This is a genomic window from Streptomyces radiopugnans, from assembly GCF_900110735.1.
GTDB lineage: Bacteria > Actinomycetota > Actinomycetes > Streptomycetales > Streptomycetaceae > Streptomyces > Streptomyces radiopugnans.
The window spans coordinates 1,083,983-1,103,665 of sequence record NZ_FOET01000001.1 but is presented as its reverse complement, the minus strand read 5'-3'; the positions used below and the strand labels follow the sequence as shown (position 1 = coordinate 1,103,665).

Sequence of the window (19,683 nt, the reverse complement as noted above, 5' to 3'; positions counted from 1 at the left end):
ACGTGTTACTCACCCGTTCGCCACTCTTCCCCACCGAAGTGGTTCATCGTTCGACTTGCATGTGTTAAGCACGCCGCCAGCGTTCGTCCTGAGCCAGGATCAAACTCTCCGTGAATGCTGTCCCGGAACTCCGGGGCACATCGCGCAGAGCGGCACCGGCGGGAAGGAATGATTCCCGCGGTGCGCAGCGTCCTCGCTGTGTGTTTCAAAGGAACCTCATCGACTCCTCCGGACCGGAGGAGCGACGGGGTATCAACATATCTGGCGTTGACTTTTGGCACGCTGTTGAGTTCTCAAGGAACGGACGCTTCCTTCGGCACCCCTGTCCGGGGCCCCTCCGGGCGCTTCCCTTCGGTGTGTTCACTACCTTAGCGGATCTCTCCGGCGACTCATAATCGAGCCATTCGGATCGGTTTTCCGTACGTTTGAGCGCAACGGAAACGACCCCCGAATCGGGGAGTCCGTATCTGGTGGTGTCCGCTCCGGGCCTCTCTCACGCGACCTGTACGGTCGCCGTGGACCTCGTCCCGTTCCAGCGGCTCGGCCTACGTTAGACCTCGGTCGGCCCAGCGTCAAGCCGCGCCCGGCGGCGACGTGGCTGATGCGCCCGGTACGGGCTGACCGAGGGGTCCCCGGTGATCCAGTAGCGCCACGGGTGGAGTGCTCCCTCGCCGCCCACTCCCGTGCGGGGGCCGTTCCGTACGCGGTCCGAGGGAGCCGGGGCACCCGTGAGGATGCGGAGCGGGGCGTCCTCGTCGCCGCAGACATCGGTGCCGTTGAGGGCGCGGTCCACTCCCAGGGCGGTGGCCAGACGGGCGGGCCCCTTGGCCAGCTCGTTGTCGCCGCGTGCCTTCGGCCGCCGCCGGCGCGCGTGCTCGTGGCCGGCCAGCACCTCGCCGGCGCGCAGCAGCACACCGCTGGCAGTGCCCTCCGCGTCGCAGACCAGATTCAGGCAGTGCCACATGCCGTAGGTGAAGTAGACGTACGCGTGGCCGGGAGGGCCGAACATCACGGCGTTGCGCTCGGTGCGGCCCCGGTAGGCGTGCGACCCCGGGTCGATGCGGCCCGCGTACGCCTCGACCTCCGTCAGACGGACCTCGATCGGGCCGTCCTCGGTCGTGCGGACCAGGACGCGGCCGAGCAGATCCGGGGCGACCTCCAGAACGGGGCGGTCGAAGAAGTCGCGGGGCAGGGGCTTACGGTCGTGGTCGGCGCTCACGCCTGCCGAGCGTAGTGCAGCCATCGGGTAACGACTGCGGACGGCGGCCCTGGCCGGCGGAACCGTCCGGCAGACTTCGGGCGTTCTAAGGGATCGGCACGACACACAGGCCAGGGCCTGGGGGAGGAAGAACATGGGCTTCAAGAAGCTGTTCGCGAGTGTGGGCATCGGCGGCGCGTCGGTGGAGACGGTGCTGACCGAGCCGAACGTGGTTCCGGGCGGCGTCGTCCAGGGGGAGGTGCGGATCCAGGGCGGATCGGTCGCCCAGGAGATCCAGGGGCTGTCGGTCGGCCTCCAGGCCCGTGTCGAGGTGGAGAACGGGGGGGAGGAGTACAGCAGGAACGTCGAGTTCCACCGCATGCAGCTCGGCGGCGCCTTCGAGCTCCAGCCGGGCGCGGTGCACACGGTGCCCTTCGGGCTGGAGGTGCCGTGGGAGACCCCGATCACCATGTTCACGGGCCGCCACCTGACCGGGATGAACATCGGGGTGACGACGGAGCTGGCGATCGCCAAGGCGGTGGACTCCGGTGACCTCGATCCGGTGAACGTCCACCCGCTCCCCGCTCAGCAGGCGATCCTCGACGCCTTCGGCGCCCTCGGGTTCCGGTTCAAGAACGCGGACATGGAGCAGGGACACATCCGCGGCACCCGGCAGAAGCTTCCCTTCTACCAGGAGATCGAGTTCCTGGCCCCGCAGCAGTACCGGGGCCTGAGCCAGGTCGAGTTGAGCTTCGTCGCGGACGAGCACGGGATGGACGTCGTGCTGGAGATGGACAAGAAGGCCGGTCTGTTCAGCGAGGGCAGCGACACGTACCGCTCCTTCACCGTGGACCTGGCGGGCTTCCGGCAGACCGACTGGGCCGCCTACCTCAACCAGTGGCTGGCCGAGGTCGGCGGCAGGCGGAACTGGTTCTGAGGGTTCGGGGCGTTCGCCTTCCGGGGCGCGGTCCGGTGTCGCACCGGACCGCGCCCTGCGCCGTCCGGAGGGCCGGGATCGTTAGGCTGACCGGTGCAGCGTTGTCGCGCTACCGAGGAGGTTTTCCCACGTGACCGAGCAGAAGCGGCGCCCGCTCCCCCACGATTTCCACCCCCCGGTGCCGTCGTTCACGGTCGTGAGCGACGACGTCTCCGAGGGCGCCCGGCTGAAGCCCGATCAGGTCCATGCCGAGGGCAACACCTCCCCTCACCTCCGCTGGGAGGGCTTCCCCGAGGGGACCAGGAGCTTCGCCGTCACCTGCTACGACCCCGACGCGCCTACCGGCAGCGGTTTCTGGCACTGGTCGGTCTTCGACATCCCGGCGACCGTGACGGAGCTGCCCGCGGGCGCCGGTACGGGCGAGATGAAGGGGATGCCGGCGGAGGCGGTGCACGTCCGCAACGACTACGGCACGCGTGACTTCGGCGGGGCCGCGCCGCCGCCCGGGGACGGCCCGCACCGCTACGTCTTCACGGTCTACGCCGTGGACACCGAGAAGCTGGGCGTGGACGCGGACGCGTCGCCCGCCGTGGTCGGCTTCAACCTGCGGTTCCACACACTGGCCCGCGCACAGCTCATCGGTGAGTACGAGGTGCCCGCCGAGGGCTGAACCGGCCGCCCCGGGGTCCCGGGACCGTTCCGGCGGCCGTCCCGTCGGCCGTTCCGCCGGCGGGAAAAGCCTTTGCGCCCCGTCGTCTCCGAATCGCACAGTGGTTGCCGGGCAGTCGGCACCGCAGTGGCGGGGGCGGCGGGGCGCGCTCACGCCCGCCGTCCGCCGGAGCCCGTCGGGGGACGGGCGGCCGCGTCGGCTGCCCCTGCTGCCCGCGCTCTCGGGCGCCTCCTCCCCGTTCACCGGCACCCGCGTCATCCGCGTGCCGTTCCTTTGCCATCTCCCGTACACCCTGCGGAAATTGCGTTGTCCACCCGGTCGGGCAGCGGCACAGTGGTCCCACCCCGCCGCGGGGGCGGGTCCGGAGGTGGGTGAGATGCGCGAGACGCTGGTGCTCAATGCCGGTTTCGAGCCGCTGTCGACGGTTTCGCTGCGGCGTGCGGTGGTGCTGGTGATGCAGGACAAGGCCGTGGTGGAGCAGTCGCACCCCGGGCTGCGCGTACGGGCGGCGCGGGTCGACCTCCCGGTGCCGCAGGTGATCAGACTCCGCAGATACGTACGGGTCCCGTTCCGACAACGGGCGGCGTGGTCGCGGCGTGGTGTGCTCGTACGGGACAGGCACCGGTGCGCGTACTGCGGGCGCCGGGCGACCACGGTGGACCACGTCGTGCCGCGTTCGCGCGGGGGTGGCGACACCTGGCTGAACACGGTCGCGGCGTGTGCGGAGGACAACCACCGCAAGGCCGACCGCACTCCCGCCCAGGCGGGCATGCGGTTGCTGACGCAGCCGTTCGAGCCGACGCCGGCGGATGCGCTCGTCCTCGCGCTGGGGCTGCGGGACGGTGAGGCGCTGCCGGAGTGGCTGGCGCTGCCCACCTCCGCCTGAGGTTCCTCGCGGGGGGCTCGCGGCGGCGCCGCGGGCGGTGAGCCGGTCCGGTCGGTCCGGCTCTGTCCTGATCCGTTCAGTTCAGTACGAGCTGGATGATCGCGGCCGTGCCGACGGCCACGATGACCGCGCGCAGGGCGGTCGGCGGCAGTCTGCGTCCCAGCCGGGCGCCGAGCTGTCCGCCGACCGCCGAGCCGACCGCGATGAGCAGGACCGCGATCCAGTCGAAGTCGGCGACGAAGAGGAAGAAGACCGCGGCGGCGCCGTTGACGATCGCGCCGAGGATGTTCTTGACGGCGTTGATCCGCTGGAGGTCGTCGTTGATGAGCAGGCCCATCAGCGCGAGGTAGATGACGCCCTGGGCGGCGCCGAAGTAGCCGCCGTACATGCTGGCCAGGGTCATGCCGCCGAGGAGCGCGGGGCCGCCGTGGGGGTGGGCGGCCCCGCCGTTGCGCTCGCGGCGCCGCCGGATCGCGCGGGCCAGGCGCGGCTGGGCGACGACGAGCACCAGGGCCAGCGCGATGAGGACCGGGACGATCGTGTTGAACGCCGCGGAGGGCAGCGAGATCAGCAGGGCGGCCCCGGTCACCGCCCCGACCAGGGCCGCGGCGCTCAGGCGCAGCACGCGGTCGCGCTGGCCGCGCAGTTCCCGGCGGTAGCCGATGGCGCCGCTGATGGAGCCGGGCACCAGGCCCAGTGTGTTGGAGACGTTCGCGGTGACGGGCGGGAGCCCGACCGCTAGCAGCACGGGGAAGGTGATCAGGGTCCCCGAGCCGACGATCGTGTTGATCGTGCCCGCGCCTATGCCTGCGACGCAGACCGCCAGCGCCTCCCAGATGTTCACGCGCAACGCCCCTCAGCCGATCGGTGTCCGGTGCACCGATCATGCCCGAGGGGCGTGGTCGCGGTGTATCCGGGTGCGGCGCGGAGTGCGGGCGTGTCTCAGTCGATCGGCGGCTGCTCCCGGCGCTTGGTCAGGTCGGAGCGGCCCGCGGCGGCGGTGCCGGACGAGCCGCCGGAGGGGGCTCCGGGGCCGAAGTTGCCCAGTGCGCCGCCGAGCCCCTTGAGGGCGTCCCCGATCTCGCTGGGCACGATCCACAGCTTGTTGGCGTCGCCTTCGGCGATCTTGGGGAGCATCTGGAGGTACTGGTAGGAAAGCAGCTTCTGGTCCGGGTCCCCGGCGTGGATGGACTCGAAGACCGTGCGGATCGCCTGGGCCTCGCCCTCGGCGCGCAGCGCGGCGGCCTTGGCCTCGCCCTCGGCGCGCAGGATGGAGGACTGCTTCTCGCCCTCGGCGGTGAGGATCTGCGACTGGCGCACGCCCTCGGCCTGGAGGATCGCGGCGCGCTTGTCGCGGTCGGCGCGCATCTGCTTCTCCATCGAGTCCTGGATGGAGGTCGGCGGCTCGATCGCCTTGAGTTCGACGCGGTTGACGCGGATGCCCCACTTGCCGGTGGCCTCGTCCAGGACGCCGCGCAGTGCCGCGTTGATCTCCTCGCGGGAGGTGAGGGTGCGCTCCAGGTCCATGCCGCCGATGATGTTGCGCAGGGTGGTGACGGTGAGCTGCTCGATGGCCTGGATGTAGCTGGCGACCTCGTACGTCGCGGCCCGCGCGTCGGTGACCTGGTAGTAGATGACCGTGTCGATGTTCACGACCAGGTTGTCCTGGGTGATCACCGGCTGGGGCGGGAAGGGTACGACCTGCTCGCGGAGGTCGACGCGGTTGCGGATGGTGTCGATGAACGGGACGACGATGTTGAGGCCGGCGTTCAGTGTGCGGGTGTAGCGGCCGAAGCGCTCCACGATCGCGGCACTGGCCTGCGGAATGACCTGGATCGTCTTGATGAGTGCGATGAAGACCAGCACCACCAGGATGATCAGCACGATGATGATGGCGTCCATCGTGGCTCCCCCTGCGTTCCTAGGATTTCACGCTGACCGAGGTGTCCAGCGTGGCTGTCTGCGTCGTTGGCGTCGCCGACGGTTGTGACCGTGCGGTCACCGGCTATCACATCACGACGGCGGTCGCCCCGTCGATCTCCACCACGTCCACCTGGTCGCCCGGCTCGTAGGACGCGCTCGCGTCGAGGGCGCGCGCGGACCAGATCTCGCCCGCGAGCTTGATGCGCCCTCCGGAGCCGTCGACCCGCTCGAGCACGACGGCCTGGCGGCCCGTCAGCGCGTCGACGCCGCTGCGGTGTTCGGGCCGCTGCATCTGCATGCGTCTGGCGACGGGGCGGACGACGAGGACCAGCGCGGTGGAGACCACCACGAAGACGATCACCTGGGCCGTCAGCCCGCCGCCGAGCGCCGCGACGGCCGCGGCGGCGACGGCGCCCACCGCGAACATGCCGAACTCCGGCATGGCCGTGAGTACGAGGGGGATCCCGAGTCCTACGGCGGCGATCAGCCACCACACCCATGCGTCCACACCGCCATGGTAGGGCCCGGGTCAGCCGAGCGGGAGACCCTGCGCGGTCCAGCGGCCGCCGTCGTACTCCACGACCAGGGGGAGGCCGAAGCAGCGCGAGAGGTTGGCCGAGGTCAGCTCCGTCTCGACCGGTCCGGCGGTGAGCACCTTGCCCTGGCGGATCATCAGGACGTGGGTGAAGCCCGGGGGGATCTCCTCGACGTGGTGGGTCACCATGATCATCGAGGGGGCGTACGGGTCGCGGGCGAGCCGCCCGAGCCGGCGCACCAGATCCTCGCGGCCGCCGAGGTCGAGTCCGGCGGCCGGCTCGTCCAGGAGCAGTAGCTCGGGGTCGGTCATCATCGCGCGGGCGATCTGGGTGCGCTTGCGCTCCCCCTCGGAGAGGGTGCCGAACTTCCGGTCGAGGTACTCGCTCATCCCGAGGCGGTCGAGGAAGGCCAGGGCGCGCTGCTCGTCGACCGCGTCGTAGTCCTCGCGCCAGCCCGCGGTCATGCCGTAGGCGGCGGTGAGGACGGTCTGGAGCACGGTCTGGCTGCGCGGGAGCTTCTCGGTGAGCGCGCTGCTGGCCATGCCGATGCGCGGGCGCAGTTCGAAGACGTCGACGGCGCCGAGCCTCTCGCCCAGGACGGTGGCGGTGCCGGAGGTCGGGAACAGGTAGCTGGAGGCGACGTTGAGGAGGGTGGTCTTGCCGGCGCCGTTGGGGCCGAGGATGACCCAGCGCTCCCCCTCCTTCACCGACCAGGAGACGTCTTCCACCAGAGCCCGACCCTCGCGGACCACGGATACGTCCACCAGCTCCAGTACATCGCTCATGGCGCGTTGTCTCCCATTGCAGTCGCGGCTGTCGCCTGTGCCTGTGGGCACAGTCCCCAGGGAAAACCTACGCCACCTCCTCTGCGCGGCTGTCCTTAGGCTGGGGGCATGCTCGAAGAACCTCGTTCCGGGCGGCTGGCCGCCTGGGGAAATGCCCTGTTCGCCGGACTGGTGTCGCCCGACGACGCCGCTGCGCGCATCGTGGGCGACGACACGGTGCACCGCGTGGCGGGCCTGCCGGGCGAGCCCGGCGAGGTGGGTCTCACCCTCGCGCTCGGCCGGCTGCGCGCCTCGGGTGTGGCGGGTCTGCGGCTGGCGCTGCCCGCGCCGGGGCACCCGCTGGGGCTGAGCGGGCCGCCCGAGTTCAACGCCCGCGCTCTGGACGCCGGTGAGGCCGTGGTCGGCACGGGTGCGGCGCTGGGGCTGGTGCCGCGGGTGCACGAGGCGGGCCCGCAGGGCGATGTGCACACCGAGGTGGTGTGGCACTGCCTGCCGGTGCGCGAGGCCCCGCCCGCGGACGTGCCGTCGCTCGGTGAGGCCGAGCGGGAGCTGGCGGAGGCGCTGCGCGAGGCGACCGAGGTGCTGACGCGGCTGGACGTGGCCGGCTCCGGGCCGGTGGCCGCGGCGGCGCTGGAGGCGTACCGGGCGCGGGCGGAGGCGGGCCGCCGGCTGCTGGCGCCGGGCTATCCGCCGCGCGCGGTACGCGTTCTGGAGCTGGCGCAGCGGGTGGGCGCGCTGGTGGAGATCGCGGGCGGGCCGGACCACGGCGGCGCGGTGAGCGCGGGGGCGATGGCGGCGCGGGGCGAGGCGCTGCGGCCGGTGGAGCGTACGGCCAGGCGGGCGGTGGTGGCCGCGTACAACGCGTACGTGGAGGAGCGCGAGCGGGGCTGAGCGCGGGGGCCGGCCTCCCGGTCGGGTCCGGGAGGCCGGCCGTGCGGAGCGGGCGCGGGCGGAGCCGCCCGCCGCGCCCGCCCGTGTACGCTCAGGCGTTGGCGCAGGCGTTGCCGAAGGCCGGGTTCAGCAGGCCGATGACGGTGACGGTGTTGCCGCAGACGTTGACCGGCACGTGGACGGGCACCTGGATCACGTTGCCCGAACCGACGCCGGGCGAGTAGGCGGCGGCGCCCTGCGCGCCCGAGCTGGCAGAGGCCGCGCCCGCGCCGGCGGCGACGAGCCCGCCGGCCACCATCGCGACGGCGGTGATCCTCTTGAGGTTCTTCACTTCTCGATCCTCCTAGCGTTCGCCGCGGCCGGTCGCCGCGGCACGCACTGGAGAACGGGCCGGGGCCGATCGCGACACGCCGCACCGGCGACGTCCACACGTTCGTATGAATTTAGGCATGGATTTCCGCCGTGGGGCATACCGTGCCGGTCCGGAGGGCACGGGGCGGGCGCCCGGCCGGGACCGGCGGTGCCCGCCCGTCAGCCGGCCATCCCGTGCCGGACGGCCCACAGCGCCGCCTGGGTGCGGTCGGCGAGGTCCAGCTTCATGAGGATGTTGGACACGTGCGTCTTGACGGTCTTCTCGGACAGCACCAGATGCCGTGCGATCTCCCGGTTGGAGCGCCCGTCGGCTATCAGCGCGAGCACCTCGCGCTCCCGTTCGGTCAGGGAGGTGCCCCGGCCCGGCCCGCCGCCGGCCCCCTCCTGGCTGAGGAGGGCCCGTGCGACCTCGGGCTGCAGCAGGACGTGCCCGGCGTGCACCGAGCGGATGGCCCCGGCCAGGGCGTCGGGGTCGATGTCCTTGTAGACGTAGCCGGCGGCGCCCGCGCGCAGGGCGGGGACGACGGTGCGCTGCTCGGTGAAGCTGGTGACGACCAGCACCCGGGCGGGGTTGCCCAGTCCCCGCAGTGTGCGCAGCGCCTCGACGCCGTCGGCGCCGGGCATCCTGAGGTCCATCAGGACGACGTCGGGCCGCAGCTCCTCGGCGCGGGCCACGCCCTCCGCCCCGTCGGCGGCCTCGCCGACCACCTCGATGTCGTCCTGGACCTCCAGGAACGTACGCAGCCCCCGGCGTACGACCTGGTGGTCGTCCACCAGCAGGACCCTGATCACCTCGGCGGTCGTGTCAGCCACCGGGCACCTCCATCTCGATCACGGTGCCCCGGCCGGGCTCCGATTCCACCCTCAGCGTGCCGCCGACCCCGTCCGCCCGGTCGCGCATCGACACCAGGCCCAGGCGGCGGCCCGCGCGGCGGACCGCCGAGGGGTCGAAGCCGCTTCCGTCGTCGGCCACCCGCAGCACCGCACCGGTGCCGCGGCGGGCGAGGGAGACGGCGACACGCCGGGCGCCGGAGTGCCGCAGGGCGTTGTGCAGGGCCTCCTGCGCCACCCTCAGCAGCGCCTCCTCCTGGGCGGCCGGCAGCGCCCGCACGCCCTCCGAGTCGAGGACGACACGGGCGCTGTGCGCCCGGTCCAGGACCTGTACCTGGCTGCGCAGGGCGGCGACCAGCCCGTCCTCCTCCAGGGCGGCGGGACGCAGCTCCACGACGGCGGCCCGCAGTTCGTCGGCGGCCTCGGCCGCCAGCCCGGCGACCCGGCGCAGCTCCTCCCTGGCTCGGTCCGGGTCGCGGCCGACCAGGGCGGTGGCGGCCTGTGCGGTCAGGCGCAGGGAGAACAGCTTCTGGGAGACGGCGTCGTGCAGTTCGTGGGCGATGCGGGCGCGCTCCCCGGCGATGGTCAGCTCACGGCTGCGCTCGTAGAGGCGGGCGTTGGTCAGCGCGATGGCGGCGTGCTCGGCGAGCAGGCGCAGCAGTTGCTCGTCCTCCCCGGTGAAGCCGCAGCCTCCCCCGGGGCGTTCGCACCGCTTGTTGGCGAGGAAGAGCGCCCCGAGGACCTCCTCGCCGTCGGCGATCGGCATGCCGATGAAGTCGGCCAGCTCCGGGTGGGCGTCGGGCCAGCCCTCGAAGCGCGGGTCCCGGCGGACGTCGGCGAGCCGCTGCGGGGAGGCGTCGCGCAGCATGGCGGCGAGGATGCCGTGCTGGCGGGGCAGCGGCCCGATCGCCCGCCACCGGTCGTCGCTGACCCCGGCCACCACGAACTGCGCGAAGCCGCCGTGGTCGTCGGGGACGCCGAGGGCGGCGTACTCGGCGTCCAGCAGCTCGCGCGCGGAGGTCGTGATGGTCTGCAGGACCTCGCGGACCTCCAGGCGGCGGTTCATGGCGAGCAGGGCGGCGCTGACGGCCGCCAGCCCGGTTCTCGGGAGCATGCGGTCACGGTACCGGCGGGGGTTCGCGGGGTGGATCGGCCCACCGCCCCGGGGAGGGCCGGGCGGTGGTCGTAGGACCGGCGGCGGACCCGGAGCGGGGTGCGCGGGCCGGAACGCACCGCGGCCGGAACGCACCGCGGCCCGGGCGGGGCGGGCGCGCCGCCGTCCGGCGGTCCGGCGGTTCTCGCGGGCCTTCCGCCCCGAGCGCCCCCGCCCCGCCGGATCCTCCCGGCGGGGCGGGGGCGTTCGGAGCGGGGGCCGCGCGGTCGCGTGCCGTGCGGTTACTTGCGCATGACCTCCGGCTCGTGGCGGCGCAGCAGGCGGGCCACCGCGAAACCGCAGGCGACGCCGATGGCGAGCAGGATCAGCATGTCCATCACCCACACCCCCGTGCTGTGCTCCCACAGCGGGTCGAGGTTGGTGGGGTTCTCGCGGTCCCAGGGGGCCATGGTGCGCGACAGGTCGACGGTGGCTCCGGTGGCCGCGACAGCCCAGCGCGAGGGCATCAGCCAGGCGACCTGCTCGATGCCGGGCGCGTCGAAGACCTGGAAGAGCACACCGGTGAAGACGAGCTGGATGATCGCGAAGCCCACCAGCAGGGGCATGGTCATCTCGGAGGTCTTCACCAGGGAGGAGATCACCAGGCCGACCATCATGGAGGTGAGGCCGAAGGCGATGATCCCCACGCACAGTTCGACGGCCGTGGGCATGATCAGGCCCTCTTCGGGCAGTTCGCGCACCGAGAAGCCGATGGCGCAGATGATCACGCCCTGGAAGGCGGTGATCATCCCGAGGACGATCACCTTGGACATCAGGTAGGCGGACCTGGACAGGCCGGTGGCCCGTTCGCGTTCGTAGATGACCCGTTCCTTGACCAGCTCGCGGACCGAGTTGGCCGCACCGGACAGGCACATGCCGACCGCGAGGATCAGCAGGATGGTGCCCGCGTGCTGGTTGAAGCCCTCGGGGTTGCGCGTGAGGCCGTGGTCGGTGGGGATCACCGTGCTGACCACGCCCAGGATCACGGGCAGGATGACCATCAGCGCGAGGAAGCCCTTGTCGGAGGCGATGACCGACATGTAGCGCCGGGTGAGGGTCCACAGCTGGGATCCCCAGCTCTGCGGCTTGGGCGGCCGGGACGCCGGTGCGGGGGGCACCGCGTGCTGCGCGTACGGGGGGTGTGCCTGCTGCGGGGCGGCGGTGTCGAGGTCGGCGGCGTAGAGCCGGTAGTGCTGCGAGCCCTGCCAGCGGCCGATCCAGTCGTAGTCGCGGTAGTTCTCGAAGGCCGAGAAGACGTCCGCCCAGCTCTCGTAGCCGAAGAAGTTCAGGGCCTCCTCGGGCGGGCCGAAGTAGGCCACGCCGCCGCCGGGCGCCATCACCAGGACGCGGTCGCACAGCGCCAGTTCGGCGACGGAGTGGGTGACCACCAGCACGGTGCGGCCGTCGTCGGCCAGTTCCCGCAGCAGCTTCATCACGTCGCGGTCCATGCCCGGGTCCAGGCCGGAGGTCGGCTCGTCCAGGAAGATCAGCGACGGCTTGGTGAGCAGTTCCAGGGCGACCGAGACGCGCTTGCGCTGGCCGCCGGAGAGTGAGGTGATCTTCTTGCCCGCGTGGATGTCGAGCTTGAGCTCGGCCAGCACCTCCTCGACCCTGGCGTTGCGCTCGGCTTCGGCCACGTCGCCGGGGAAGCGCAGCTTGGCGGCGTAGCGCAGGGCGGTGCGGACGGTCAGCTCCTTGTGGAGGATGTCGTCCTGCGGGACCAGGCCGATGCGCTGGCGCAGCTCGGCGAACTGCTTGTAGAGGTTCCGGTTGTCGTAGAGGACCTCGCCGATGTCGGCCGGGCGGTAGCCGGTCAGGGCGCGCAGCAGTGTGGACTTGCCGGAGCCGGACGGTCCGATGACGGCCACCAGGGACTTCTCGGGCACGCCGAAGGTGACGTTGTTGAGGATCACCTTGCCGCCGTCGACCTTGACGGTCAGATGACGGGCGGAGAAGGAGACCTCACCGGTGTCGACGAACTCCTCGAGCCGGTCGCCCACCACCCGGAAGGTCGAGTGGCCGACGCCGACGATGTCGTCGGGGCCGATGACCGCCGTGCCCGACTTGGGCAGCGGCTGGCCGTTGACGTACGTGCCGTTGTGGCTGCCGAGGTCGCGGATCTCGAAGCGGCCGTCGGGGGTGGAGCGGAACTCCGCGTGGTGGCGGGAGACCTGGAGGTCGGAGACGACCAGTTCGTTCTCCAGCGCACGGCCGATCCGCACCACCCGGCCCAGCGAGAACTGGTGGAACGTGGTCGGGTTGCGGTGGTCGCCGTGGAGCGGGGCGCCCCCCTGCTGCGGCGCGCCGCCGTGCGGAGGGGCTTCGCCCCGGGGAGGCTGCGGCGCGTACTGCTGCGGCACCGGCTGCTGTACGTGCTGCTGCATCTGCTGCGGCGGACCCTGCTGCGGGGCCGGCTGCTGCGGGGCCGGGGCCTGCGGCTGGTGGCCCCAGCCGGGGCCGCCCTGCGGCTGCGCGACCGGCTGGGGGGTGGGCGCGGTCTGCGCGGGCGCCGCCTCGGTCCGGCCGGAGAAGGCCAGCCGGGGCCCGTCGGTGGCGTTGCCGAGGTGCACCACCGAGCCCGCGCCGACCTCCGTCTGCTGGACACGCCGTCCCTGCGCGTACGTGCCGTTGGTGCTGCCGTGGTCCTCGACGAGCCAGCTCCTGCCGGCCCAGCGCAGTGTGGCGTGCCGCCAGGAGACCCTGGCGTCGTCGACCACGAGATCACCCTGCGGATCACGTCCGAGGGTGTAGGACCTGGACGGGTCGAGCGTCCAGGTCCGTCCGTTCAGTTCCAGTACGAGTTCCGGCACTCCATGCCCCACAAAGTTGTCCCCCGAGTTACCCCCTGTGATGAGGGGGCTAGGGATGGCGAACGATCGTGGAGGAACTATTCCAGGCTCCGCGGCCGGACATGAAGCCGCCCCCGCCGGATGGTTGCCGAACCGCTACGGTCCGCTCGCGGCCGCCGGAAGGGCCGGATGCGGAGGTGCGGGCCACCTCCGGCGGGGCCTGACCGGGGCTGTCCGGGGTACGGACGTGCGTACGGAACCGCCCTGGTGCTCGATACCGTAGGGATCATCATGAGCGCTTCGCAGACCCCGCCGCCCGTCCCCGCCGCCGTCGCCGCCACCGGGGCGGACGCCGACACCCCCACCCTCCTGGTGAAGATCTTCGGCAAGGACCGGCCGGGCATCACCGCAGGTCTCTTCGAGACGCTGGCCGCCTACTCCCTGGATGTCATAGACATCGAGCAGGTCGTCACCCGCGGCCGCATCACCCTGTGCGCCCTGGTCACCACGCCGGACGGAAGCGGGGCCGAGGGGGAGCTGCGGGCGACCGTGCACTCCTGGGCGGAGTCGATGCGGCTCCAGGCGGAGATCATCTCCGGCCGGGGCGACAACCGGCCGCGCGGCACCGGCCGCTCCCACGTCACCGTGCTCGGCCATCCGCTGACCGCCGAGGCCACGGCCGCCATCGCCGCCCGGATAACCGGTGTCGGCGGCAACATCGACCGCATCTTCCGGCTGGCGAAGTACCCGGTCACGGCGGTGGAGTTCGCCGTCTCCGGCACCGGGACGGAGGAGTTGCGCACCGCCCTGGCCCCGAAGGCGGCGGCCCTGGGCGTGGACGTCGCCGTGGTCGCCGCCGGGCTGCACCGCCGGGCGCAGCGCCTGGTGGTGATGGACGTGGACTCCACGCTCATCCAGGACGAGGTGATCGAGCTGTTCGCGGCGCACGCCGGCTGCGAGGAGAAGGTCGCCGAGGTGACCGCCGCCGCCATGCGCGGCGAGCTGGACTTCGAGCAGTCGCTGCACGCCCGGGTGGCGCTGCTGGAGGGGCTGGACGAGTCGGTCGTCGACAAGGTGCGCTCCGAGGTCCGCCTCACGCCGGGGGCTCGCACCCTCATCCGCACACTCAAGCGCCTGGGCTACCAGGTGGGCGTGGTCTCGGGCGGTTTCACGCAGGTCACCGACGATCTGCGGGAGCGGCTGGGGCTGGACTTCGCCTCGGCCAACACCCTGGAGATCGTGGACGGGAAGCTGACCGGCCGGGTCGTCGGGGAGGTCGTGGACCGGGCGGGCAAGGCCCGGCTGCTGCGCCGCTTCGCGGCGGAGGCCGGGGTGCCGCTGGCCCAGACCGTGGCGATCGGCGACGGCGCCAACGACCTGGACATGCTCAACACCGCGGGGCTAGGGGTCGCATTCAACGCCAAGCCGGTGGTGCAGGAGGCCGCGCACGCCGCGGTGAACGTGCCGTTCCTGGACACCGTGCTGTACCTGCTGGGCGTCACGCGCGAGGAGGTCGAGGCGGCCGACACCGCGGTGTGAGGCGGCCGGGCGCGGCACCCTCGTGGACACACGCGGACGCGCGGCGACGGGCCCGCCGGAGCGGAGTGAATCCGGACCGGCGGGCCCGTCGCCGTCCCTCGCCGGCGGCTGCCGGCCGGGGTCAGTCGTGCGGCGCCCAGTGTGCCTCGAGGCGGCCGGTCCCCAGCTCCACGGACTTCCAGGAGCCGGTGAAGGAGACCACGGCCGCGGCGGAGGTGGGGAAGCCGATGTGGTCCAGCCTGTTCCTGGCGTCCTCCTCGGCCTCTCCGGCGAGGGCGTCGGCCATGGCGTGCATGCCGGGGTTGTGGCCGACGAGCATGAGGTCCACGACGTCGTCCGGCACCTCGTTGACCACCGCGATCAGTTCGCCGAGCGAGGCCTCGTAGAGCCGCTCCTCGTAGACCGTCCTCGGCCGCTGCGGCAGTTCGTGGACGACCAGCTTCCAGGTCTCGCGGGTGCGGGCGGCGGTGGAGCAGAGGGTGAGGTCGGGGACGATGCCGCTGGCGGCGAGCCAGCGGCCGGCGGCCGGTGCGTCCCTGCGCCCCCGTTCCGCGAGGGGCCTGTCGTGGTCGGCCACGTCGTCGGGCCAGTCGGCTTTGGCATGTCGGAGGATGACGATCCTGCGTGACACATCGGCGCTCATGTCTCCAGCTTCGCACGAACGGCGGCGTGTGGCGCGGGGAGTTGGGGCCCGTCCACGACCGGGTGACATCGCGGCCGGAGGCGGCAGGTCAGTGCGGCAGGAGTTCCCGGAGCCGGTCCAGCAGGTGCGCGAGGTACCGGTGGGACTCGGCGTCGGCGGCCTCGGCCTCGCCTCCGCCGGCGAGCAGCGACAGCAGCACCGCGAAGGCGATCACGGGCAGCGCCGCGGCCCACCACGGCAGCCGTGCGTCCGCGCCGCCGGCCGCCGGCCGGGAGGTGTGCCGGGTGGGTGCGTGGGCCGTCATCGGGCTCGCCTCCGTCGTCTTCCGTGGCGTCCTGGGCGTGTGCTCCGACGCTACGGACCGCGGGGCCGCCGTCCCATCCGGCGATCCACCCATTGCCCCCTGAGCCTGACCCCCTAGGGGATGGTGGGGCCCGCCCCGCCACGGCCCCGCGCCACGGCCACGCCGCGGGGCCGTGCCGCGGGGCCGTGGCGGGCGGTCTCGGCACCCCGGCGGTGGCGGGCACCGGAGGGGCCGCGGGACGGGCTAGGGGGCGATGACGGAGGCGAGGACGCCGATCACGATCGTGACGCCGAGCATCGCGCCGAGGACGAGGAGCAGCTTCTTCTGGCCGTTGGGCGGATGGGGTTCGAGCACTGGCATGCGCCCAGTGTCGCACTCAGCCGCCGTCCTCGACGCATCGGTCCCGGCCCGCCACCAGGCCCACCGCGAGCTGGGCGGTCATCAGGACGGCCATCAGGGCCAGGGGCGCGTGCCAGCCCCCGGTGTGCTGGTGGAGGGCTCCGACCAGCAGCGGCCCGGGAACGGCGATCAGGTAGCCGGTGCCCTGCGCGAAGGCGGAGAGCTTGGCGACCCCGGCACCGGTCCTCGCGCGCATCCCGATCATGGTGAGGACGAGGGGGAAGGCGCAGTTGGAGACGCCCAGCAGCAGCGCCCAGGCCCAGGCTCCCTGCGCGGGGGCGAACCACAGTCCGGCGTATCCGCCCAGTCCGCAGCAGGCCAGGACGGCGACGAGGGGGCCCTGGTGGCCGAGCCGGGCGGCGATCCGCGGCAGCACGTAGGACAGGGGGATGCTCATCCCCATGGTGACCGCCAGCAGCAGTCCGGCGGTGGAGGCGGGGACCCCGGCGTCGCGGAAGATCTGCGGCAGCCATCCCATGACGACGTAGGCGGCGGTGGCCTGGAATCCGAAGAAGACGCCGAGCGACCAGGCGGTGACGGAGCGGGTGATGCGGATTCCGGTACCGGGAGCGTCCGCGCCGGCCCCGGGGCCGGCGGGCGCGGCGGTGCGGGTGCGGGCGCCGCGTACGACCGGCACCCACGCCGCCAGGGCGAGGGCGCCGAGCAGCGCCCACATCCCGAGCCCGAGGCGCCAGCCGCCGCCCAGCGCCTGGACCGCCGGGACGGTGAGGGCGGCGGCCGCGGCGGTGCCCACGGAGAGCGCCATGGAGTACAGGCCGGTCATCGGGCCGATCCGGTCGGGGAACCAGCGTTTGACGACCACGGGCATCAGGACGTTGCCGACCGCGATGCCCGCCAGCGCCAGTGCGCTGGCGGCCAGGAACCAGGCCGTTCCGCCGGCGAGGGGGCGCAGCGCCAGACCGGCGGTGACGGCGGCCATCCCGGCGAGCACGACGGCCGCCGGGCCCCAGCGGCGGGCCAGCCGGGGCGCTGCGCCGCCGAACACGGCGAAGCAGAGGGCGGGCGCGGAGGTCAGCAGTCCGGCGACGGTGCCGTTCATCGCCAGCGCTTCGCGGACCTCCTCCAGGAGCGGGCCGAGCGCGGTGATGGCGGGGCGCAGGTTGAGGGCGGCCAGGACGATGCCCGCGACCAGCAGCCGCCGCGCCCACGGGGAGGCGTCCGCGACCGCGCGCGGGGATGCGCCCGCGGCGGTACGGGTGCCTACCCTGTCCGGGTCCCCCCTTTCGGCCCGGCGGTCGATGGTCACGGGATCGTCAGCCATGACATGCATCATAGGATCATTGGATGAATCGAGGCCACCTGATGCGCCTCACCGCTCGCTCGCCGTACCCGCCGTACCCGCCATGCCCACCGCCCCCGCCGACCCGGGAAGTGCCATGCCCCTGACCTCGCCCCGCCGCTCCGCCCTGGCCGACCAGGTCATCGACGCCCTGCGCGACCAGATCACCTCCGGCGAGTGGCCGGTGGGCTCCCGCATCCCGACCGAGCCCGAGCTGGTCGAACAGCTCGGGGTGGCCCGCAACACCGTGCGCGAGGCCGTGCGGGCCCTCGCCCACAACGGGCTGCTGGACATCCGGCAGGGCTCGGGCACCTACGTGGTGGCCACCAGCGAACTCGCCGGGGTGATGCACCGCCGTTTCGCGGACGCCGACCCGCGCGACGTGGCCGAGCTGCGCTCGGTGCTGGAGGCCGAGGCCGCCCGGCTGGCCGCGCACCGCCGTACCGAGCAGGACCTGCGCCAGCTGCGGACACTGCTGCGCCGGCGCGAGGCGGCCTGGGAGACGGGCGAGGTGGAGCGCTTCGTGGAGGCCGACGTCACGCTGCACCTGGCGATCGTCAGGGCGTCCCACAACGAGGTGCTGACCGCGCTCTACGCGGACCTCGGCACCGTCGTGCGCACCTTCCTCCGCAACGACGTGGGCGAGGAGTTGCGCTCGGAGGGGTATCTGGACCACGGGCGGCTGGTGGACGCCATCGCCTCCCGCGACGCGGAGACGGCCGCGCGGGAGGCGGGCTCGTACGCCCGGACCTGCCGCGGCTCCGGCACCGGCGACTGACCCCGCCCCCGGCTCCTGTCCCCGGCGCTCGCCCGCAGGGGCCCGCCGCGGCACGCATCGGGGCCGCCCCCGGTCCCGGCGCGGGACCGGGGGCGGCCCCGGGGGTCCTCCGAGCGCGGGCGCGCTACGCGCCCATCATGTGGACGCCGCCGTCCACGTGCACGATCTCGCCGGTCGTCTTCGGGAACCAGTCCGAGAGCAGGGCGACCACGCCGCGCGCGGCGGGCTCGGGGTCGGAGAGGTCCCAGCCGATCGGGGCGCGGGTGTTCCACACGTCCGCCAGCTCCTCGAAGCCCGGGATGGACTTGGCGGCCATGGACTTGATGGGCCCGGCCGACACCAGGTTGCAGCGGATGTTCTTGTGGCCCAGGTCGCGGGCGAGGTAGCGGGAGGTGGACTCCAGTGCGGCCTTGGCCACGCCCATCCAGTCGTACTTGGGCCAGGCCACCTGCGCGTCGAAGTCCATGCCGACGACCGAGCCGCCGCGCTTCTCGAGCAGCGGCATCAGGGCCATGGTCAGCGACTTCAGGGAGTACGCCGAGACCTCGACGGCCGTGGCGACCGACTCCCAGCCGGTGTTGAGGAAGTTGCCGCCCAGCGCGTCCTGCGGCGCGAAGCCGATGGAGTGCACGACGCCGTCCAGTCCGACGCCCTCGCCGAGGTGCTCGGCGACCTTGCCGGCCAGGGTGTCCAGGTGCTCGCTGTTCTGCACGTCCAGCTCGATCACCGGGGCCTCCTTGGGAAGCCGCTTGGCGATGCGCTGCACCAGCGTCAGCCGCCCGAAACCGGTGAGGACGACCTCGGCGCCCTCCTCCTGCGCCAGCCGGGCGACGTGGAAGGCGATCGAGGAGTCGGTGAGCACCCCGGTGACGAGGATGCGCTTTCCGGCGAGAAGTCCGCTCATGACGTTCAGTGACCCATGCCCAATCCGCCGTCCACGGGAATGACGGCTCCGGTGATGTACGCGGCCTCCTCCGAGGCCAGGAAGCGCACCGAGGAGGCGACCTCCTCGGGCTGGGCGTAGCGGCCCAGCGGGACCTGTTCGACGATCTTCGCGCGCTGCTCGTCGGTGAGCGCGCGCGTCATGTCGGTGTCCACGAAGCCCGGCGCGACCACGTTGCAGGTGATGTTGCGGGAGCCCAGCTCCCGGGCGACCGAGCGGGCGAAGCCGACCAGGCCGGCCTTGGAGGCGGCGTAGTTGGCCTGCCCCGCCGAGCCCAGCAGGCCGACGACGGAGGAGATCAGCACGATGCGGCCCCTGCGCGCGCGGAGCATGCCCCGGCAGGCGCGCTTGACGACCCGGAAGGTGCCGGTGAGGTTGGTCTCCAGGACGGACGTGAAGTCCTCCTCGGACATCCGCAGGAGCAACTGGTCCCGGGTGACACCGGCGTTGGCGACCAGCACCTCGACCGGGCCCTGCCTCTCCTCGATCTCCTTGTAGGCCTGCTCCACCTGCTCGGCGTCGTTGATGTCGCACTTGACGGCGCAGAAACCCTCCGGCGGCTCACCCGACCGGTAGGTGACGGCGACCTTGTCGCCCGCGTCGGCGAACGCCCGGGCGATGGCCAGGCCGATGCCGCGGTTGCCTCCGGTGACGAGAACCGAGCGGCTCAAGGGAACACCCTCTTCCATGGGGAGCAGGTACTCCGCAAGAAACTATCGTCCGGCCCCCCGCGCCGGGGAACGGGTCCCCGACAGGGGCTTCGCCGGGCTCCTGTGGGATCCCTACAGAAAACCGCCCCGGACCAG

21 protein-coding genes and 1 rRNA gene are annotated in these 19,683 nt (G+C 72.7%); 6 read left to right on the top strand and 16 right to left on the bottom strand.

From position 1 onward, the window contains the following. Both BMY40_RS04830 and BMY40_RS04825 read right to left on the bottom strand, forming a co-directional pair. Window positions 1-115: ribosomal RNA gene (locus BMY40_RS04830) — 16S ribosomal RNA — on the bottom strand; the annotation flags it as partial. Window positions 116-550: 435 nt separating this feature from the next. After that, a complete protein-coding gene (locus BMY40_RS04825; RefSeq protein ID WP_093655582.1) occupies window positions 551-1,219 on the bottom strand; it encodes a DNA-3-methyladenine glycosylase in 669 nt (222 codons plus the stop codon). 133 nt (window positions 1,220-1,352) lie between these two features. Between BMY40_RS04825 and BMY40_RS04820 the strand changes: the two genes are divergently transcribed. The 3 genes from BMY40_RS04820 to BMY40_RS04810 all read left to right on the top strand — a co-directional run bounded on the left by BMY40_RS04820 (window position 1,353) and on the right by BMY40_RS04810 (window position 3,691). Beyond that, the gene (locus tag BMY40_RS04820; RefSeq protein WP_093655580.1) at window positions 1,353-2,135 is read left to right on the top strand and encodes a sporulation protein; all 783 of its coding nucleotides are present in this window, start codon (window positions 1,353-1,355) and stop codon (window positions 2,133-2,135) included. Window positions 2,136-2,265: 130 nt separating this feature from the next. Next, window positions 2,266-2,805 carry a YbhB/YbcL family Raf kinase inhibitor-like protein gene (locus tag BMY40_RS04815; protein WP_093655578.1) on the top strand — a complete coding sequence of 180 codons (540 nt, stop codon included), beginning with the start codon at window positions 2,266-2,268 and terminating at the stop codon, window positions 2,803-2,805. Between the two features lie 376 nt (window positions 2,806-3,181). Then, window positions 3,182-3,691, top strand: a complete 510-nt coding sequence (locus BMY40_RS04810) for an HNH endonuclease (protein ID WP_093655576.1) — start codon at window positions 3,182-3,184, stop codon at window positions 3,689-3,691. Between the two features lie 76 nt (window positions 3,692-3,767). Here BMY40_RS04810 and BMY40_RS04805 read toward each other — a convergent pair whose 3' ends face one another. The 4 genes from BMY40_RS04805 to BMY40_RS04790 all read right to left on the bottom strand — a co-directional run bounded on the left by BMY40_RS04805 (window position 3,768) and on the right by BMY40_RS04790 (window position 6,935). Beyond that, window positions 3,768-4,535 (bottom strand): sulfite exporter TauE/SafE family protein, encoded by a 768-nt coding sequence (locus BMY40_RS04805; RefSeq protein WP_093655574.1) that lies wholly within the window; start codon window positions 4,533-4,535, stop codon window positions 3,768-3,770. Between the two features lie 98 nt (window positions 4,536-4,633). Then, window positions 4,634-5,593, bottom strand: coding sequence for an SPFH domain-containing protein (locus BMY40_RS04800; protein WP_093655572.1), 960 nt, complete (start codon window positions 5,591-5,593; stop codon window positions 4,634-4,636). Between the two features lie 106 nt (window positions 5,594-5,699). Then, the gene (locus BMY40_RS04795) at window positions 5,700-6,122 is read right to left on the bottom strand and encodes an NfeD family protein (protein WP_093655570.1); all 423 of its coding nucleotides are present in this window, start codon (window positions 6,120-6,122) and stop codon (window positions 5,700-5,702) included. Window positions 6,123-6,143: 21 nt separating this feature from the next. Next, entirely contained in the window at window positions 6,144-6,935 is a 792-nt protein-coding gene (locus BMY40_RS04790; RefSeq protein ID WP_093655568.1) for an ABC transporter ATP-binding protein, read from the bottom strand. A 108-nt stretch (window positions 6,936-7,043) separates the two neighbouring features. Here BMY40_RS04790 and BMY40_RS04785 point away from each other — a divergent pair, with 108 nt between their 5' ends. Then, window positions 7,044-7,826: a hypothetical protein gene (locus BMY40_RS04785; protein ID WP_093655566.1), complete on the top strand. Its 783-nt coding sequence runs from the start codon at window positions 7,044-7,046 to the stop codon at window positions 7,824-7,826. Between the two features lie 91 nt (window positions 7,827-7,917). Here BMY40_RS04785 and BMY40_RS04780 read toward each other — a convergent pair whose 3' ends face one another. The 4 genes from BMY40_RS04780 to BMY40_RS04765 all read right to left on the bottom strand — a co-directional run bounded on the left by BMY40_RS04780 (window position 7,918) and on the right by BMY40_RS04765 (window position 12,992). Then, window positions 7,918-8,124 carry a chaplin gene (locus BMY40_RS04780; protein ID WP_093655855.1) on the bottom strand — a complete coding sequence of 69 codons (207 nt, stop codon included), beginning with the start codon at window positions 8,122-8,124 and terminating at the stop codon, window positions 7,918-7,920. A 233-nt stretch (window positions 8,125-8,357) separates the two neighbouring features. Beyond that, on the bottom strand, window positions 8,358-9,011 hold the full coding sequence (locus tag BMY40_RS04775; RefSeq protein ID WP_093655564.1) for a response regulator: 654 nt from the start codon (window positions 9,009-9,011) through the stop codon (window positions 8,358-8,360). After that, window positions 9,004-10,143 (bottom strand): GAF domain-containing sensor histidine kinase, encoded by a 1,140-nt coding sequence (locus BMY40_RS04770; protein ID WP_093655562.1) that lies wholly within the window; start codon window positions 10,141-10,143, stop codon window positions 9,004-9,006. The genes BMY40_RS04775 and BMY40_RS04770 overlap by 8 nt, the downstream gene beginning before the upstream one ends. 281 nt (window positions 10,144-10,424) lie before the next feature. Further along, window positions 10,425-12,992 carry an ABC transporter ATP-binding protein/permease gene (locus BMY40_RS04765; protein WP_093655561.1) on the bottom strand — a complete coding sequence of 856 codons (2,568 nt, stop codon included), beginning with the start codon at window positions 12,990-12,992 and terminating at the stop codon, window positions 10,425-10,427. Between the two features lie 270 nt (window positions 12,993-13,262). Between BMY40_RS04765 and serB the strand changes: the two genes are divergently transcribed. Next, window positions 13,263-14,510, top strand: a complete 1,248-nt coding sequence (gene serB / locus BMY40_RS04760; protein WP_093655558.1) for a phosphoserine phosphatase SerB — start codon at window positions 13,263-13,265, stop codon at window positions 14,508-14,510. Between the two features lie 121 nt (window positions 14,511-14,631). On the opposite strand, the gene BMY40_RS04755 is transcribed toward serB, so the two are convergent. From BMY40_RS04755 to BMY40_RS04740, 4 genes are all read right to left on the bottom strand, one after another. Further along, entirely contained in the window at window positions 14,632-15,153 is a 522-nt protein-coding gene (locus BMY40_RS04755) for a SixA phosphatase family protein (protein ID WP_093655557.1), read from the bottom strand. Between the two features lie 88 nt (window positions 15,154-15,241). After that, a complete protein-coding gene (locus BMY40_RS04750; RefSeq protein WP_093655555.1) occupies window positions 15,242-15,457 on the bottom strand; it encodes a hypothetical protein in 216 nt (71 codons plus the stop codon). A 243-nt stretch (window positions 15,458-15,700) separates the two neighbouring features. Then, window positions 15,701-15,817, bottom strand: a complete 117-nt coding sequence (locus BMY40_RS28905; RefSeq protein ID WP_093655553.1) for an SGM_5486 family transporter-associated protein — start codon at window positions 15,815-15,817, stop codon at window positions 15,701-15,703. A gap of 16 nt (window positions 15,818-15,833) precedes the next feature. Next, window positions 15,834-17,138, bottom strand: a complete 1,305-nt coding sequence (locus BMY40_RS04740; protein WP_093655853.1) for a CynX/NimT family MFS transporter — start codon at window positions 17,136-17,138, stop codon at window positions 15,834-15,836. Between the two features lie 115 nt (window positions 17,139-17,253). Between BMY40_RS04740 and BMY40_RS04735 the strand changes: the two genes are divergently transcribed. Then, the gene (locus tag BMY40_RS04735; RefSeq protein WP_093655551.1) at window positions 17,254-17,934 is read left to right on the top strand and encodes a FadR/GntR family transcriptional regulator; all 681 of its coding nucleotides are present in this window, start codon (window positions 17,254-17,256) and stop codon (window positions 17,932-17,934) included. Between the two features lie 124 nt (window positions 17,935-18,058). Here the strand turns inward: BMY40_RS04735 and fabI are convergent, their stop codons facing one another. Both fabI and fabG read right to left on the bottom strand, forming a co-directional pair. Next, entirely contained in the window at window positions 18,059-18,838 is a 780-nt protein-coding gene (fabI, locus tag BMY40_RS04730) for an enoyl-ACP reductase FabI (protein WP_093655549.1), read from the bottom strand. A gap of 5 nt (window positions 18,839-18,843) precedes the next feature. Then, window positions 18,844-19,548: a 3-oxoacyl-[acyl-carrier-protein] reductase gene (gene fabG, locus BMY40_RS04725; protein WP_093655547.1), complete on the bottom strand. Its 705-nt coding sequence runs from the start codon at window positions 19,546-19,548 to the stop codon at window positions 18,844-18,846. Between the last annotated feature and the right edge of the window lie 135 nt (window positions 19,549-19,683).